Origin of the sequence: Cohnella kolymensis, assembly GCF_000829465.1 — a bacterium.
Lineage (GTDB): Bacteria > Bacillota > Bacilli > Paenibacillales > Paenibacillaceae > Cohnella > Cohnella kolymensis.
Window position 1 is genome coordinate 71,926 of record NZ_JXAL01000024.1, and the last position, 15,379, is coordinate 87,304.

General features: G+C 45.9%; 20 protein-coding genes and 2 pseudogenes. 8 read left to right on the forward strand and 14 right to left on the reverse strand.

Annotated elements, in window-relative coordinates; translation table 11 throughout:
• Positions 1-36: 36 nt before the first annotated feature.
• Positions 37-177: pseudogene (locus SD71_RS26280) on the reverse strand (putative immunity protein); the annotation flags it as partial.
• Between the two features lie 161 nt (positions 178-338).
• Positions 339-494: a hypothetical protein gene (locus SD71_RS25070; protein WP_235427151.1), complete on the reverse strand. Its 156-nt coding sequence runs from the start codon at positions 492-494 to the stop codon at positions 339-341.
• Between SD71_RS25070 and SD71_RS26285 the strand changes: the two genes are divergently transcribed.
• Both SD71_RS26285 and SD71_RS15425 read left to right on the forward strand, forming a co-directional pair.
• The gene (locus SD71_RS26285) at positions 480-665 is read left to right on the forward strand and encodes a DUF1796 family putative cysteine peptidase (protein ID WP_407637555.1); all 186 of its coding nucleotides are present in this window, start codon (positions 480-482) and stop codon (positions 663-665) included. The two genes, SD71_RS25070 and SD71_RS26285, sit on opposite strands and share 15 nt — an antisense overlap.
• A gap of 8 nt (positions 666-673) precedes the next feature.
• Positions 674-859 (forward strand): hypothetical protein, encoded by a 186-nt coding sequence (locus SD71_RS15425; RefSeq protein WP_041064991.1) that lies wholly within the window; start codon positions 674-676, stop codon positions 857-859.
• A gap of 99 nt (positions 860-958) precedes the next feature.
• On the opposite strand, the gene SD71_RS15430 is transcribed toward SD71_RS15425, so the two are convergent.
• The 7 genes from SD71_RS15430 to SD71_RS24045 all read right to left on the reverse strand — a co-directional run bounded on the left by SD71_RS15430 (position 959) and on the right by SD71_RS24045 (position 6,456).
• The gene (locus SD71_RS15430; protein WP_041064993.1) at positions 959-2,581 is read right to left on the reverse strand and encodes an MDR family MFS transporter; all 1,623 of its coding nucleotides are present in this window, start codon (positions 2,579-2,581) and stop codon (positions 959-961) included.
• 22 nt (positions 2,582-2,603) lie between these two features.
• Positions 2,604-3,026, reverse strand: a complete 423-nt coding sequence (locus SD71_RS15435; protein WP_041064996.1) for a MarR family winged helix-turn-helix transcriptional regulator — start codon at positions 3,024-3,026, stop codon at positions 2,604-2,606.
• A gap of 26 nt (positions 3,027-3,052) precedes the next feature.
• On the reverse strand, positions 3,053-3,481 hold the full coding sequence (locus SD71_RS15440) for a MarR family winged helix-turn-helix transcriptional regulator (protein ID WP_041064998.1): 429 nt from the start codon (positions 3,479-3,481) through the stop codon (positions 3,053-3,055).
• Between the two features lie 200 nt (positions 3,482-3,681).
• A complete protein-coding gene (locus tag SD71_RS25990) occupies positions 3,682-3,885 on the reverse strand; it encodes a DUF6199 family natural product biosynthesis protein (protein ID WP_041065001.1) in 204 nt (67 codons plus the stop codon).
• A gap of 36 nt (positions 3,886-3,921) precedes the next feature.
• Positions 3,922-4,818 carry an immunoglobulin-like domain-containing protein gene (locus SD71_RS15450; RefSeq protein ID WP_041065004.1) on the reverse strand — a complete coding sequence of 299 codons (897 nt, stop codon included), beginning with the start codon at positions 4,816-4,818 and terminating at the stop codon, positions 3,922-3,924.
• Between the two features lie 433 nt (positions 4,819-5,251).
• Entirely contained in the window at positions 5,252-6,319 is a 1,068-nt protein-coding gene (locus SD71_RS15460; RefSeq protein ID WP_041065006.1) for an undecaprenyldiphospho-muramoylpentapeptide beta-N-acetylglucosaminyltransferase, read from the reverse strand.
• Positions 6,313-6,456 carry a hypothetical protein gene (locus SD71_RS24045; RefSeq protein ID WP_161793404.1) on the reverse strand — a complete coding sequence of 48 codons (144 nt, stop codon included), beginning with the start codon at positions 6,454-6,456 and terminating at the stop codon, positions 6,313-6,315. Before SD71_RS24045 ends, SD71_RS15460 begins: the two co-directional genes overlap by 7 nt.
• Positions 6,457-6,582: 126 nt before the next feature.
• Here SD71_RS24045 and SD71_RS15465 point away from each other — a divergent pair, with 126 nt between their 5' ends.
• Genes SD71_RS15465 through SD71_RS15475 form a run of 3 tightly spaced genes read left to right on the forward strand, consistent with a single transcriptional unit; the run spans position 6,583 to position 8,970 of the window.
• A complete protein-coding gene (locus tag SD71_RS15465) occupies positions 6,583-7,377 on the forward strand; it encodes an ABC transporter ATP-binding protein (RefSeq protein WP_235427152.1) in 795 nt (264 codons plus the stop codon).
• A complete protein-coding gene (locus tag SD71_RS15470; protein WP_041065009.1) occupies positions 7,374-8,183 on the forward strand; it encodes an ABC transporter permease in 810 nt (269 codons plus the stop codon). Before SD71_RS15465 ends, SD71_RS15470 begins: the two co-directional genes overlap by 4 nt.
• Before the next feature lie 4 nt (positions 8,184-8,187).
• Entirely contained in the window at positions 8,188-8,970 is a 783-nt protein-coding gene (locus SD71_RS15475; RefSeq protein ID WP_041065012.1) for an ABC transporter permease, read from the forward strand.
• 1 nt (position 8,971) lies between these two features.
• Here the strand turns inward: SD71_RS15475 and SD71_RS15480 are convergent, their stop codons facing one another.
• A complete protein-coding gene (locus SD71_RS15480; RefSeq protein ID WP_041065014.1) occupies positions 8,972-9,466 on the reverse strand; it encodes a hypothetical protein in 495 nt (164 codons plus the stop codon).
• A gap of 147 nt (positions 9,467-9,613) precedes the next feature.
• Here SD71_RS15480 and SD71_RS15485 point away from each other — a divergent pair, with 147 nt between their 5' ends.
• The gene (locus tag SD71_RS15485) at positions 9,614-9,856 is read left to right on the forward strand and encodes a hypothetical protein (RefSeq protein WP_041065016.1); all 243 of its coding nucleotides are present in this window, start codon (positions 9,614-9,616) and stop codon (positions 9,854-9,856) included.
• Positions 9,857-10,006: 150 nt separating this feature from the next.
• Positions 10,007-10,741, forward strand: coding sequence for a MerR family transcriptional regulator (locus SD71_RS15490; protein ID WP_041065018.1), 735 nt, complete (start codon positions 10,007-10,009; stop codon positions 10,739-10,741).
• A 165-nt stretch (positions 10,742-10,906) separates the two neighbouring features.
• Here the strand turns inward: SD71_RS15490 and SD71_RS15495 are convergent, their stop codons facing one another.
• Positions 10,907-11,806, reverse strand: coding sequence for an AraC family transcriptional regulator (locus tag SD71_RS15495; RefSeq protein WP_041065021.1), 900 nt, complete (start codon positions 11,804-11,806; stop codon positions 10,907-10,909).
• 187 nt (positions 11,807-11,993) lie between these two features.
• Here SD71_RS15495 and SD71_RS15500 point away from each other — a divergent pair, with 187 nt between their 5' ends.
• Complete coding sequence (locus SD71_RS15500; protein WP_041065024.1) at positions 11,994-12,845, forward strand: aldo/keto reductase; 852 nt, start codon at positions 11,994-11,996, stop codon at positions 12,843-12,845.
• A gap of 242 nt (positions 12,846-13,087) precedes the next feature.
• Here the strand turns inward: SD71_RS15500 and SD71_RS15505 are convergent, their stop codons facing one another.
• From SD71_RS15505 to SD71_RS15515, 3 genes and pseudogenes are all read right to left on the reverse strand, one after another.
• Complete coding sequence (locus tag SD71_RS15505) at positions 13,088-13,732, reverse strand: MerR family transcriptional regulator (protein ID WP_041065027.1); 645 nt, start codon at positions 13,730-13,732, stop codon at positions 13,088-13,090.
• A gap of 160 nt (positions 13,733-13,892) precedes the next feature.
• Positions 13,893-14,345 carry a DUF2188 domain-containing protein gene (locus tag SD71_RS15510; RefSeq protein ID WP_041065030.1) on the reverse strand — a complete coding sequence of 151 codons (453 nt, stop codon included), beginning with the start codon at positions 14,343-14,345 and terminating at the stop codon, positions 13,893-13,895.
• 103 nt (positions 14,346-14,448) lie between these two features.
• A pseudogene (locus SD71_RS15515) lies at positions 14,449-15,283 on the reverse strand (aldo/keto reductase).
• Positions 15,284-15,379 lie beyond the last annotated feature (96 nt).

The following is a 15,379-nucleotide window of genomic DNA, read 5'->3' on the forward strand; positions in this document are numbered from 1 at the left end:
TTCCCGCTCAATGCAAAATTAATAAATATTAACAGTTCAAGCGGACAAGTCTAGTAGATGTTGATACTGCCAAGATCGTTCATTCGCAATAGCGATAGCATCAAAGTCACTGGCATAAGCGACTGACTTCACCGCATACGTGGATGCGTGGATCGCATGTTCAAACACATGAGCTGCGGCGACGGATTGTCATGATTTACTCGTTTTAGGTACTCTTCAATTTCTTCTTTCCTATCTGTATCTATAAATTTTTTCCTAGTCATAACATTAGTTCCACCTACAATGATATAAAGTTTTCCATACCGCCGAAGCAACCGTTACGAAAATATGCAGGCCCCTTAGACTGGTTTGTTTCCGATTCGAACAACGGATTGGTTCGCTTGATCAATCAACGTTTCAACTGATTTATGGAACTTAGCCAGCTCGAGCTGATTGGCAGAACCAATGAGTGCTATGTTGTAAGAGACAGCGCAAATCACATCGTATCTTTTCATGATTTTCCTCTATACCTCACTGCGGAAAGATGGTGGGAAGCGTATCCCGCGTTTAAACAGACGCTCAATCGACGTGTAGAGCGATTTATGAAAACCATTCAAGGTCAACCCATTCTATTTATAAGAACCCAAACGAAAAAAAAGAAGCACTGGAGCTGCACGCAGCATTAAAGTCGCTGATGCGTGGTAAATTCCAGTTGCTTATCGTGAATAACCACCAGGAGGATCGTACAGACGTAATTTACGAGGATTGGGGGCTGGACGGAATTTGCTCGGTGCTGCTGCCGAAGGGAGAAGACTGGAGGGGATTTAACCACGCTTGGGATGCCTGTATGAACGGCTTCAAACTGAAAACTCCGAAGTAAGCAACTGGAAAAATGAAAAATGCAGCTTGCCTTAAACTCAGGCAAGCTGCATTTTTGAACGATTTCCAGTCAGAGCCCGGTCAAGCTAGTTCCATTGGTTCAGCCGTCAATAGCGGCCGCGCTGCCGACTTGCTTCTCTTCCTGCGACATCTTATTGGAAGTGCGAAGCGGAATTTCCCGGAGGAAGAAAACCAGGATCAGCGCGACGAAAACCAGTGCGGTACCGGCGAGAAAGACGGTGGTGAGCGAATCGCTCAGCGCATTGCGAAGCGTCTCTACCATTTGCGTGATAACCGGCTGAATGTCTTTCGGAAGCGTCTGTTGCAGTTGTTCCAGCTTGGGCTGATCCAGAAGCATCTCCGGATTCTGGAAATCGGCGAGCTGTTTGGCTGTGGCGGGGTCTAATTTGGAGAAATCGAATCCTTGTCCGGTAGCCGCCGCTTCCTTCGCTGCATCCTCCATGTTGGTTCGCAAGCTGGATTGCATGATCGTGCCCATGACGGCGATCCCGATTGTGCCCCCGAGGTTTCGGAACAATTGGGACGACGACGTTGCTACACCAAGCTGCGCAGGGCTCACTGCGTTTTGCACCGTCAGCGAGAAGACCGGCATGCCCATGCCGAGGCCGATTCCGAATACGATCATGGCCACGACCGCCAGCGGTACGCTGTTCATATAAGCCATAATCAGCATGCCGCAGATCATAACCGGCATGCCCAGTACTGCGTATCGTTTGTACTTGCCCGTCTTGGTGATCCACCTGCCGATGACGGTGCTGACGATAACCATGGCGATCGACATCGGCATGGTCACATAACCCGAGTACGTTGGGGAAATCCCCTCCACGCCCTGGACAAAGAAGGGCAGGTAGATCAGCGCACCCATCATCCCTGCGTTCATAATAAACCCGATGATATTGGACAAAGTGACGATATCGTTGCGAAACAAGGCGAGCGGAAGCACGGGGCTTGTCGCTTTGGTCTCAATGAACAGGAAGATGACCAGACAAACGGCGGCCGCCGCAAACAATCCGATGACTTGCACCGAACCCCAGTCATATTTCGTACCTGCCCACGAGAAGCCGAGCAGCAGCGCGGTTATGGTTAAGCTTAGAAACAGAGAACCGGAATAGTCGATCTTCTCGCCCGCTTTGCGTTCCACTTTAGGGAAAAGTGTCAGGATCAGGATGAAAGCGACAACGCCGAGCGGAAGGAAAATCCAGAAAAGCCATTGCCAATCCATGTTATCTATCAACCAACCGCCCAGTGTCGGACCAAGCACACTTGAAAAACCGAAAACGGCCATCATGATGCCCGTCCATTTGCCCCGCTCCCGGGGTGCAAACAGATCCCCGACCGCCGTAAAAGCCGAGGCCATGATGATGCCGGCACCAATCCCTTGTATGCCGCGGTAAGCGATCAACTGAAAGATGTCGGTCGAGAATCCCGTTAGAAATGCCCCTATGATGAAAAATATAATACCGGCAAGTATAAACGGTTTCCGTCCATAAATGTCGGAAAGCTTGCCCACGAGGACCGTTGCTATCGTCGAGGTAAGCATATAGATGGTGATGACCCACGTGTAATATTCCATGCCGCCGAGTATGGCGATGATTCTTGGCATTGCTGTACTGACGATGGTTTGGTTGATCGCAGCGAAGAACATCGCAGAAATAATGGCGATCATGATCGTAATTTTGCGTTTATGTGATAAGTCTTCCAAAGTTTCTCTCTCCTATGTCTCTTTAATCTTTTGCATGCAGCTTAACAAAAATCTCTTCCAGATGGTTCAGATCCTCCGGGGAAAGCCGATCGAAGTATTTTTTGAATGCCGAACGCTCGACGTCTTTGTGGCCTTCTACAAGTTTCCGGCCTTTATCGGTAATTTCCAGATAAACCACTCTTCGGTCACACGCGCTGCGTTCCCTGGCGACAAGCTGTCTTTCGCACATTTTATCGGCCAGCGCAGTCAGCGTGCTGTTCGTAATCATCAGAACGTCTGCAAGATCGGTTGCCTTCATGGGACCATGCCGGTTCAACTTAGCCAACAAATGAAACTGCGTGTTGCTCAAGCTGTCATCGACCTGCCTGTACCATTCGTTCCTCATTTCTTTGACGACTGACTTCATCAGTGGAAGCAGTCTGATCCATTGTTCGTCCTTATCCATGCCACCACCTCGCGTCCGTTGGAAATTCAGTTTTTCGGCGGGTCGATCTTCATCATCTTCTCAAGCAGCGCGGTCACGGTGCGGATTTCGTCCGGTTCAAGCCGGGTCAAATACTCGCCTACGATTTCATTACGTTCCCGGATCGCTTCATCCAATACCTGTTTACCGAGAGATGTCGCTTCCACGAATACGGATCTTCGATCTGCCGTACCATGAGTGCGTGTTACGAAGCCGGATTTCTCCAAACGATCGATCATCACCGTAATCGCACTCGGTTTCACTTCCATTTTCTCGGCCAACTGCGTTAATTTGCAGGGTCCTTGCCGGTCAATGAAATATAACAGGAACATCTGCGGTCCCGTGATCTGAGCGCTCAGCTTCTGCAGAAGTTCCGACTCAAAGCTGCGCCTGAACGCCTGTAGAGCATCAAGAAACCTCTGGGTAAGTAAATCCATTCTTTAATCTCCTTACAGAGTACATTATTTTATAACTTAATATTTCAACTGTTTAAATATTAAATGGTTTCATTTGTTTTGTCAAATCCGGATGCACGCCCGCTACAGCAAAGGGCTATCCCTAAGCTGCAAAACAGCTTGGGGATAGCCCTTGTTATTTGAACATGATCCTCACTAGTCTACATAAGGATCAGCAATCGCTACAATATTGTAAAAACAAAAATACCCCCTATACCAACAAGAGTAAACAAAACTCCACCAATGCGAGTTGACCAAATATAGAGATCGGATGGTTCTGTGGCGTCGTTAGATTTCCAGCTTTCGGTAATCATCCAAATTAGTAAAGGCTTAAAAAACATGAACAATCCTACAGCTAGAAGAAAAATGCTCAATAAAAACCACATTAAATAAATCCCTCCTAGTCTAGCCTTTCACTTTCTTCATTTGATTTCAAAGGTATCGCTTAATTCCACACCATAATCTCCTTCAGTAATTTCGACATGCTTAGAAATCCTGTACTTTCCTGGCTTAAGCATATCAAGCGTGATAGCTTGACTAAAATCGCTCTCCGGACTCACACTATAGCCTTCTAATGTCCAAACCCAATCGCTATTAATTGGAGTCCAAACGCCATTGTCCTCTTTTTCCAAAAGGTACATGACTCCGAATGATAACCAAGTCGGTCCATTGTTGGTCAGTTTCAAGTTCATCGTCTCGTTCCAGCTATAAACTTCCTTATCTGTAGAAACTGAAGCATTGATCTCGTCACCTGGCACATAGATAATACTTATGATGGAATCGGAAACTTTTCCATTTTCCTCAACCAGCTCGGTGACCAACGTGTACAATACATCTTTCTTCTCCGGTAAAAATACAGCCATCCTAATCGGTATTTTGTGGATGATGTCTTTTTCATTCCTTGTATCTTTCAGATACTCTTTTACGGTTATTTCATCCGTCTTTCTCAAACTATTGTCTACCTCGGATAACGTCACCCGAATGTGTTTGTCGACCGGAAAGGCCTGTAAATAAACACCTTGCTCTGAAGCCGGTCTCGACTGCGCGGCATAAACAGTTTCTTCAGAGGAAGCAGGTCCATAGACGAACCCCGGTGGAAGATAGCGCCGAAATTGTTCACCTGAATGCAGGGGATAGCCGGTTTTTTCAGATATTTCTTTTTTCGTCCATTTGATCATTTTCTTTTCTTGTGGTGCTGATTCATTCGACGTCATGTTTACCGGTTCTGCAGAGTGATTTTCTACATTAGGCCGATGGCCGCAACCGATAATAGAAATGGATATCAATAATACCGCCAATACCGCCGAAATTTTTCTCATAAATACAGCTCCAATTTCAAAAGTAGTTCCATCTTCAAGAGCTTCTCTTTGTAACTTTCGACTCAATCAGAACAATAAATGGGCAAACGACAATTAAGAATAACGTGAAGTAAATGGATTGATCGAATGACTTCTTAAACCTGTCTGTCGACCAGCCGTCATCACCTATAATCCAATACGCAATTCGGTTCGAGATTTCAATACCGTCGTTAGCTTCGGGGATTAAGCTTTGAGTGTAGTTCTGTGCCAGACATAAAGCAGACACTATGGAGAATCCCGTGACTATCGCGATTCCTTTAGAGAAAGAATACGGTACGCCACAACCTCTAAGTACAAGAGTCATAATAACAACAAATAGCAGACAACCAAATAAAAACATTATTTTCCGCCTCCGTCGTTTTTATTGCACTGTAGACCGCGGATGCTAGATCATTTATTTTGCCGTTTGTTTGATTAAATCAAAAACAAAGGACAAGGCATCGTTTTGTATAAATTTCTCCATATTTTGTTTGTAAACCTCGCGATGGTCATATACACGAATAATGTCGCTTATCATTGTTTCAACTGTAAGATGTTCTTCGTAAAGCACTTCGGAGAAACCTGATTTTTTGAAGGAAGCAGCATTCAATATTTGGTCGCCACGACTCTGTTCCTTTGTCAAAGGAATAAGTAGCATCGGCTTATGCAAAATTAAGAACTCGAAAATAGAATTAGCGCCTGCCCTAGAGATAACTATGTCAGTCATCGCCATTACATCAGCAAGCTCTTCGTTCAGGTATTCGTATTGTTTATATTCCGGACATTGAATAGTAGAATCTATTTGCTCTTTACCACAAAGATGAACAACTTGAAATCTTTGAATCAGTTGATTTAATCCTGCTCGTATCGTTTCATTTATTTTTCGGGAACCTAGGCTGCCGCCCATGATCAGTAGAATAGGTTTTTTATCGGTGAATTGGCAGTACTGTCTACCCCGTTCAGCACTCCCTCGCTTTAAGTCCTGACGAACAATAGGTCCGACATAATGACTTTTTTCCTTTGGTAAAAATTTTTCTGTGTCAGGGAAGGTAGTACAAACGGCTGCAGCAAAAGGAATACACAATCTATTAGCCAATCCTGGTGTAACGTCTGACTCATGAAGAATTACAGGGACTTTATTGAGCCAAGCCCCAATGACGACAGGGACCGAAACGAATCCCCCTTTTGAAAATAAAACATTCGGTTTCTGTTGCTTTATCAAACGATAAGCCTGAAGAATTCCTTTAACGATTTTGAACGGATCTTTGATATTCTGCCAGTCAAAGTATCTTCTTAGCTTGCCTGTTGCAACACCATGGTATCTCACACCGGGAATGGATGAAACGAGCTGTTTTTCTATGCCGCTTTCCGAGCCCATGTATTCGACTGACCAGCCATCTTGAAGGAAACGAGGAATTAACGCAATATTCACCGTCACGTGGCCGGCCGAGCCACCTCCGGTGAAAATAATTTTTTTCATAATTCTCCTTTTGCTTTCATGTCTTCCGTATTTTCTGAGCCATCTGCAAACGATAACCCCTTGTCGGCAAGGGCTCGACGGAGCAATTCTTTAGGAAGGTCGCTTCCAACTTCTTCGGCCTTCGGCTGTTCGTTTGTCACAACAATCCCTCCTGTCTTTTCAGATAAATACTACCATAATCAGGTAATCGATACCTTTCTTGACGTGCGGGATATACCCATGATATTATCTTATCCTTCCAATTTCTACCGATAGGAGGGAAGCATTTGATTCAACTAAATGAAATAAGCAAATCTTTCAAGATTGCCAAGCGGTCCGCCGGCTTGCGTCAAGCTATGAAAGCGCTTTTTGTGCGCGAATATTCTCATGTGAATGCGTTGGAAGGTATTTCTTTCCGCATAACCCCCGGAGAAATCGTTGGCTATATCGGTCCGAACGGTGCCGGAAAATCGACCACAATTAAAGTAATGAGCGGAATTATGGTGCCGGATAGCGGAGCTTGTTCGATCATGGGCTATACGCCTTGGAAGGACAGAGTAGCGTATGTGCGAAACATTGGGGTGGTGTTCGGCCAACGTTCCCAACTGTGGTGGGATGTTCCGGTGATCGATTCTTTCGAGCTTCTTAAGGATATTTACAAAATATCAGGCACAGAGTACAAGGCCAACTTGGAGTTGCTGACGGAAACGCTTGACCTGGGTGCTCTGCTCCATACGCCTGTCCGACAACTAAGTCTCGGGCAAAGAATGCGTTGTGAAATCGCCGCCTCGCTGCTTCACGGACCGCGAATTCTTTTCCTGGACGAACCGACGATCGGCCTGGATGCCGTCAGCAAACTGGCTGTTCGACAATTCATCAAGGACATCAATAAAGAAAAAGGTGTAACCGTCATTCTTACCACGCACGATATGAATGACATCGAAGCCCTTGCTGACAGGATCCTCATGATCGGCAAGGGAAGACTTCTGTATGACGGCGGATTGGAAAAGTTTCGGGGACAATTCGGAGAAAAAACGATGGATGAAGCGGTTGTGCAAATGTATAGGGAGTATCAGATATGAGGGCGTATATATCCGTTGGGAAGCTGCGATTCATTAACGGCTTGCAGTACCGATCCGCCGCTTTCGCCGGCATTGCAACCCAATTTTTCTGGGGGTTCATCATTATCATGATTTACAAGGCGTTTTTCAGCCAAAATGATCCCCTCCGGATGACGTCCATCTCGCTTGATCAACTTGTATCGTATGTGTGGCTTCAACAAGCTTTTATTACGTTCATTGTTCTCTGGTTTCGAGATGCGGAGATTTTCCAGCTGATCACGACCGGTAATATCGCTTATGAATTATGCCGCCCTTGTGCGATTTATGAATACTGGTATGTCAAACTGCTCGCAACGCGGCTCGCCAGCGCACTGCTCCGCTGCTTCCCGATTCTGATTGCGGCATTTGCTCTCCCGCAGCCCTATCGAATGGAAAATCCGCCTAGTTTTGTCTCATTTGCGCTGTTCGCGGTGACGCTCTGCATGGGACTGCTGCTCCTTGTGTCCATCTCCATGTTCATCTATATTTCCGTATTCTGGACAATGTCTCCGGTCGGCTCAACGCTGATGATCGGCGCCTTCGGGGAGTTCATGGCTGGGTTGATCATTCCGGTTCCGTTGATGCCCGAGTGGCTGCAGAAGATCGCCTATTCTTTGCCGTTTCGATGGACGGCTGATTTTCCTTTTCGCGTGTACTCGGGACAGATCCCGGCACACGATGCGGCATGGGGTATTCTGGTTCAGCTGGTTTGGCTCGTTGTACTCGTTACCCTCGGCAAAATGCTGATGAACAAAGCACTGCGGCAAGTCGTCGTACAAGGAGGATGAGCGGATGGTTCTTTATTGGAAATATCTGACCATCTTATTTAAATCGCAGCTTCAGTACAGGACTTCCTTCTGGCTTCTCACGGCAGGTCAATTTTTGGTTCCGTTCGCCGTGTTTGCCGGAATGTATTTTCTTTTTCAACGCTTCGGTCAGATCGAAGGCTGGACTTTCTATGAAGTGGCGCTATGCTTCGGCATTATTCATGTCGCTTTTTCTTTAGGAGAATGCTTGGCACGCGGGTTCGATGCATTTTCATCGCTCGTGATCGGGGGAGACTTCGATCGGATTCTCGTCCGTCCGAGGAGCACGGTGCTCCAGGTGCTGGGATCCAAATTTGAATTCACTCGCGTCGGCCGATTGGTTCAAGGAATTTTTGTACTCATTTGGGCTGTTACACACATTTCAGTGGATTGGAATATTGCAAAAGCGGTCACACTCTTGCTCATGATCGGCTGCGGGGTTTTGATTTTCTCGGGCATCTTTATTCTCGCCGCGACGATGTGTTTCTGGACCGTGCAGGGGCTTGAAGTAGCCAACATCTTTACCGACGGCGGTAGGGAGATGGCGCAATACCCTCTTCAGATTTATGAAAAATGGGTGAAAGTGTTCTTCACTTTTATCATTCCGTTCGGGTGCGTCAACTATCTGCCTTTGCTGTTTATCCTGGACAAAACAAATGGGAGCAGCATCGGTTACATGCTGGCTCCCCTTGCCGGAGCAATATTCATCCTCCCCTGTCTTGCGATATGGCACGTCGGTGTGAGGCATTACCGCTCCACAGGATCTTGAATCACTGGCTATTTGTAAGTAATTCATCAACCTTCGCTTTCATGGACAATAGTGTCGTTTTCTTATATTGAAGCGCAAGCCGAAGCACTCTGATTTGCTGTCGTCGGGATAAATGTCTGAATCGAGAATCCTGCTTCAAGAACGCTCTAATGATGGACCAGCTGCTCGCGGCTACCCGCTCTCGTTTCAGGTACGGGACGGCATAAGGCAATTTTCGTTTTCGGATCCGGTGCAGGAGCGAAGCAAGGCCGGATGAAACTTTACTTTCGTCCACCAGACATGGCGCAACGTTCTTCTTCGTATGTTTTTTGAGATATTCAAAATGGTTGTTCCCGCTTACAATAACGTAACCGCCTTCTTTTCTGCTCTTGCGGACAATCATCAAATGGAGACAATCCTGAGCGGCTTTGCGAAGCTCCTTGAGACGCTGCGTTATTTTCACGGAAACTCCGGGTTTGATCTTGCTAAGAGGTATATATTGCACCGTATATCTCATAGCAACCTCCAGCTTCATGATTTTGAATATATGCAGTATATGCGATACGCAGCTTGTTTGCGCCCAAATGACGATGAAGGATTATCGTGCGTGTATGGTGAATTTAACAGTTAGGTTTCTAGATGTACTTAGGGAGGACGTGATCATATGAGAGAACTGTCTGATCTATTGTTTTTCATCTCTTTGGGACTCATTGTATTGGCTTTCTTCGCAGCAACGTTGCTTGGACCAAGGGTCATAAGAGGTGCTGACGGACTGCCCTTAGACGACAACACAGAAATCTTGGCCAGGCAAGATAAAGGAATAAAAAAAAGTTTTTCGCTCTTGGTTGTTATGGATCGGCGTTATAGGAATCATTTCATCCGTGATCTTAAGCAGCATATAGGGTAATCACTAAAACAAACGGGCAGCCTTATGGCTGTCCATTTTTGTTATCTTGGACACATTGCCTATCCGTTCCTCCTAAAAAAATCCATAATAAGTGTTGACTCTCACGTTGCGTGATACTTTATGATCAGTATTAGAAGGAGGCCCTGACAGATGAGAGTGAAAGAAGTAGCCGATTTAGTCGGCATAAGCGTGCGCACGCTTCATCACTACGATGAGATCGGGCTGTTGACGCCCGATGAGATCACCGACTCCGGTTACCGCCTTTACTCCGACGCCAATCTCGGGATGCTTCAGCAGATCCTGTTTTTTAGAGAACTCGGCCTGCCTTTAAGAAGGATTAAAGAGCTTATCAACGATCCGTCATTCGACCGCCAGGAAACGTTGGAACTGCATCGGAAGATGCTGCTAGAGAAACGAGGCCGCCTCGATAAAATGATTGAGACGATTGATAAGACGATACGGCACACGAAAGGAGAGATTGAAATGTCAAACAAAGAGAAATTCGAAGGCTTTGATTTCAGCCATAACCCGTACGAGCAGGAAGCTCGTGAACGTTGGGGAGATCAAGCGGTCGATAAGTCAAACGCTAAACTGGGCAGCATGTCTAAAGAAGAACAAGCAGCAATGTCACAAGAAATTGGTGCGATCTATCAGAAAATCGCGGCTGTCCGTAACGGTTCCCCTGAATCGGAAGAGGCGCAAGCGGCAATCGGTGAGTGGTATACGCTCCTGAACAGAATGGGCGTTTATTCGCTGGAAGCATTCAAAGGTTTAGGGCAACTGTACGTGGATGATGAACGGTTCACCAAAAACATCGACAAGTACGGCGACGGTCTGGCAAAATATATGCGGGATGCAATGGCAGTATACGCGGATAAGAACTAAAAAAAGAAGCCCATCCTTAGTCGGATGGGTTCCGTTAAGAAATGGCGGCCGAAAAAATGGCAGAATAGCTTAATAAGATATGAAGCAAGGAGCAGTTTGCCTAAGGCGGCTTCTCCTTGTTTTTATTGAGCTACTTGAACCCCTCGTTGTGCAGACGATTCATGGTCAATACATCTCCTTTAGACGCTTAATATCTTGTCTAGGTGGGAAACCAAACATGCGAGAATATTCACGGCTGAATTGCGATGGACTTTCATAGCCTACTCGGAATGCGACATCAGCGGCATCTGTTGACTCGGATAATAACAGACGCCGTGCTTCATGCAGTCTCAGTTGTTTTTGAAACTGAATAGGGCTCATAGCGGTTACCTCTTTAAAGTGTCTGTGAAAGGAAGATATACTCATGCTGGCTATTTCCGCAAGATCTTCAATCCGCAATGGCTTATCAGAGTTATTGATAATATGTTCGGTAGCCTCCCTGATTCCATAGGCACTGCTTCCTTCCATTGCAATTTGTGCCAGCGTTACACCAAACTGCCCTTGCAGAAGCTTGTACAGAATTTCCTTTATATAGATAGGAGCTAAAAACGGTATGTCTTTGGGTTTGTCCAGCAAACGAGCTAACCTGATTATCGCGTCCAGCATAGATAACTCCATCTGACCGACAAACATAGCTCGCTTTGCATTTTCTTGTGGAGTGGTTTTAATTCCAGAGTCCTTCAAAACCTCCAAAATTTGATTCTTCGTAAATTCAAGTGTGAAACTCAAATACGGAGCATCAGAAGAAGCTTTAATGACCTGACCGATGACTGGTAAATTTATCGATGAAAGAAGGTAGTCGGCAGGGCCATACTGATAACGTTCATCTGCCAACAATACCTCTTTCAAACCTTGAGCTATGAAACAGAAGGAAGACTTGTAAACTCCGCGGGCTGGCTCGGTCACCTTAGAGTGGCGAATAAAAAATAAAGCTGGGATAGCAGTGTCGTTAATTCCATCCTGACGCGAATGACGCTCAATCAGTTTGGCGAGCTCATTCTGTTGCTTTTGTTCTTCTTCAGTCATACGCTCCTCCTTTATCGGTTTATCTTTTTCAATTATAGGGCAATCTACACTTTTATAGTAAGTGACAATGAGAGGATTAGGCAATCATTTGGCGCGAATGGGATAACCGTCTTTTATTGATCTGGTACATAATAAAGATGTTGAAGCTGTCGTTAACAAAATCTTAGAGATACTGGAGGATTTTTATATGCAAAAAGTAATTTTGAATAATGGTGTTGAGATGCCTTTACTCGGTTTTGGTGTTTTTCAGATTCCAGATGCAAATGAATGTGAAAAAAGCGTTTATGAAGCCATTATCGCAGGCTATCGTCTGATTGATACCGCTGCTTCTTATCAAAATGAAGAAGCGGTTGGCAAAGCAATCAAACGGAGTGGCGTGGCAAGAGAGGAATTATTTGTCACTACGAAACTTTGGGTTCAGGATGCGGGTTATGAGCCCACAAAGAAAGCATTTGAAAAATCACTGGAAAGATTGCAATTGGATTATTTGGATTTGTATTTAATTCATCAGCCATTTGGCGATGTGTATGGCTCTTGGCGAGCGATGGAGGAATTGTATCGTGAAGGAAAGGTCAGGGCAATTGGCGTTAGTAACTTCCAGATGGATCGTTTGACCGATTTGATCATTCATAATGAAGTAGTTCCTGCCGTAAACCAGGTTGAAACGCACCCTTTCAACCAGCAAATCGAAAGTGCAAAATTCATGAAAGAGAACAATGTACAGATCGAATCCTGGGCCCCTTTTGCTGAAGGAAAAAATGACTTGTTCCAGAATGAGGTGTTGGTTGCCATCGCTGAAAAGCATAATAAATCCGTCGCTCAGGTGGTTTTACGTTGGTTGACACAAAGAGAAGTCGTTGTGATTCCAAAGTCTGTTCGCAAAGAAAGAATTATCGAAAACTTCAATATCTTTGACTTTGAATTAAGCCATGAGGATATGGAGTCGATTGCTACGTTAGATACGAAAAAGAGCCTGTTCTTTTCACATAACGATCCTGAAATGGTGAAATGGATCGGTACCCGCAAACTTGATATCTAACAATCGCTATTTCGAAACACGTAACCAAAGTCGATAAACTTGAACGTGGCTGCGAAGTAAGGGATTACGGGTGACCAATTAGGGAGCATAAAAGCCGAAACCCTTGATATATCAATAAAAAATGGCATACAAATTGGTTGCAATTTGAATGCCATTTTGCGTTTGAAATCTTACTTTGCACCTCAAAACGGAGCCCGTTATTGTCTCTGACCATTCGGACCACGCGGATCCGGCAGCTTCAATCACAAACCATAAGCGCGGCGCAGCTCCGTTTCAAAATATTTATCCACATAGTCACGCACGAAACGCTCCTTTTCCTCCCTGTCCTCTTCTTTATTAAACATCCCTTTCTTGACGAGACGCTGAGCCTCCGGAAGCGCTGCCCATTTCTCCAATGCTTCCTTCTGCAGCGCTCGTTCAATGCGCCACTCGGCCAGACGATCATTAACTCGCTCGATCCGTTCAAGCCGCTGCAAGTCATGATCGTGTCGTGTAATGTCGGACAGACGCGCAGCTGCAGTTTCGGCCAATGTGTTCAGCAGCTGATTGTGTTGTTCGAAACGTTCGATCATGAGCTGCTCCAGGTCGGATATCGCTCGCATGACTTCGGCATACAGGCTGTCACCCCTTGTTCCACCGGTCGCCGCACTCGGCGCAAAGCCTGTTGGAGAGAACCGCCTCTGCACTTCTTCAACGGTTAGACCCTGTGCATAGGCCTCACGGATTTGCGCCAAGGTACTGATCGAATCTTCTCCAATCGTATAATTTTTATCGTCCTTTTCCAGATCTAACAGATGCCCGTGTTGCCTTATGTATCTGCGCATAGTTGCAAGGGGAATATTCAGCTGTTTGGCCAGTTCGTGGATTGAAATGCTTGTCCGGTCCATGGTTGTGCCTCCGTTTCAATTCGCGCGGATCACGCGTTAGTAACGGATACTTTACCAAAATATTATCAAAAATGCTGTCAGTTCCCGTCATGATATAACTGTATTTTTATAAAAGAATAGCCCGGAAAAAGGCAGCAAGCCTTTGACCGGACTATTCCAATTACTGATAATTATGCTGTTCCTCGATCTTGCCGTCTTCCGCGTGGATGATGGCCATCGTGCCCGCTTCCTCCGCCATTCTCTTGGCTTCCTTCACGGCTTTGGACTTGGAATTCGTTGTATATTCAGGCTTATCCTCGCCCTCGGCTTTAACGGCCCAACCGTCGTTATCATCAGGTACGACATGAAATCTTGCGTCTTCCGTGCCGGCGCGGTCTTTGAAATACCGATCACGCTCAGCGTTCGAGTCATCCTCTTTCTTGGACGACCGCTTAGATTCTGTTTCCGGATGATTCTCTGCCCATTCCTTGGCCTTATCCGTAGCGATCGCTATCGCTCTGCCTTCTTCAGAACCGTCTTCGAGCAAGGCGTTCGCGATTTCAACGGCTTTTTCGCGGACCCTGGGCTCGAGATTTTTCATTGAAGGGGGATAGTCCCCTTTTCTCCATGGCATGGCAATTCCTCCTCTTGATCGGATGCTCTAGCATCACCCATAGTCGGATAGGATAACTTTACCCGATCACAGAGGATGGAAAACCGGAAGATCTTGCCCCTATTTAAAAATTAAAATTGTCCGGATCCGGGCCGAAGCGCTTGTTTTGATTCAGGGAATCTATGCGATTCATATCCTCTTGCGACAGCTCGAAATCAAAAATATTGGCGTTTTCCTCGATCCGATGTTTGGTCACTGACTTCGGAATGGTGACGACTTGATGCTGCAGGTCCCAACGAAGCACGATTTGTGCGGGTGACTTGCCGTATTTGCTGCTCAGATCGTGTAACAGCGGCACATCCAGATTGCCCTGCATCAGCGGACTCCAGGCCTCAAGCTGAATCTGGTTCTTCCGACAGAAGGCGAGTAAATCTTTCTGCGTAAGCAGCGGGTGGAATTCCACCTGATTGACCATAGGCTTGACGCTGCTGTTCTCCATCACTTTTTGAAGATGATGAATTTGGAAATTGCTGACGCCGATTGCCCGAACCCGGCCGTCCTGATAAAGCTTCTCCATCGCTCTCCATGTCTCGGTGAACTTTCCCGCTACCGGCCAATGAATTAAGTACAGGTCCAAATATTCCAGACCCAGCTTCTGAATGCTTTGTTCAAACGCAGCTAATGTAGATTCATAACCTTGATCCGCATTCCATACCTTTGTCGTAATGAACAATTCATTGCGCGGTATGCGGATTCCTTGATCGCTTTTCCTACACCTTCTTCATTCTTGTAGGCCGCAGCGGTATCGATATTACATAGCCTGTCTGGAGAGCATGCTTGACCGATAAAAAGACTTCATCACCTTCACTCACCCGCCATACACCCAACCCGAACCTGGGCATTTTTACGCCATTGTGAAGCGTGGTGCTGTCTTTCAGCCGATTTACTGAATCTGTCATTCTGTGACCTCCTCAAGTAGATTTACAGTACAATTCAAGCATAGATGCACCTAGTTATCAAATTTTCAGAGACGTACAAAAAAAGCACCTTGAAAT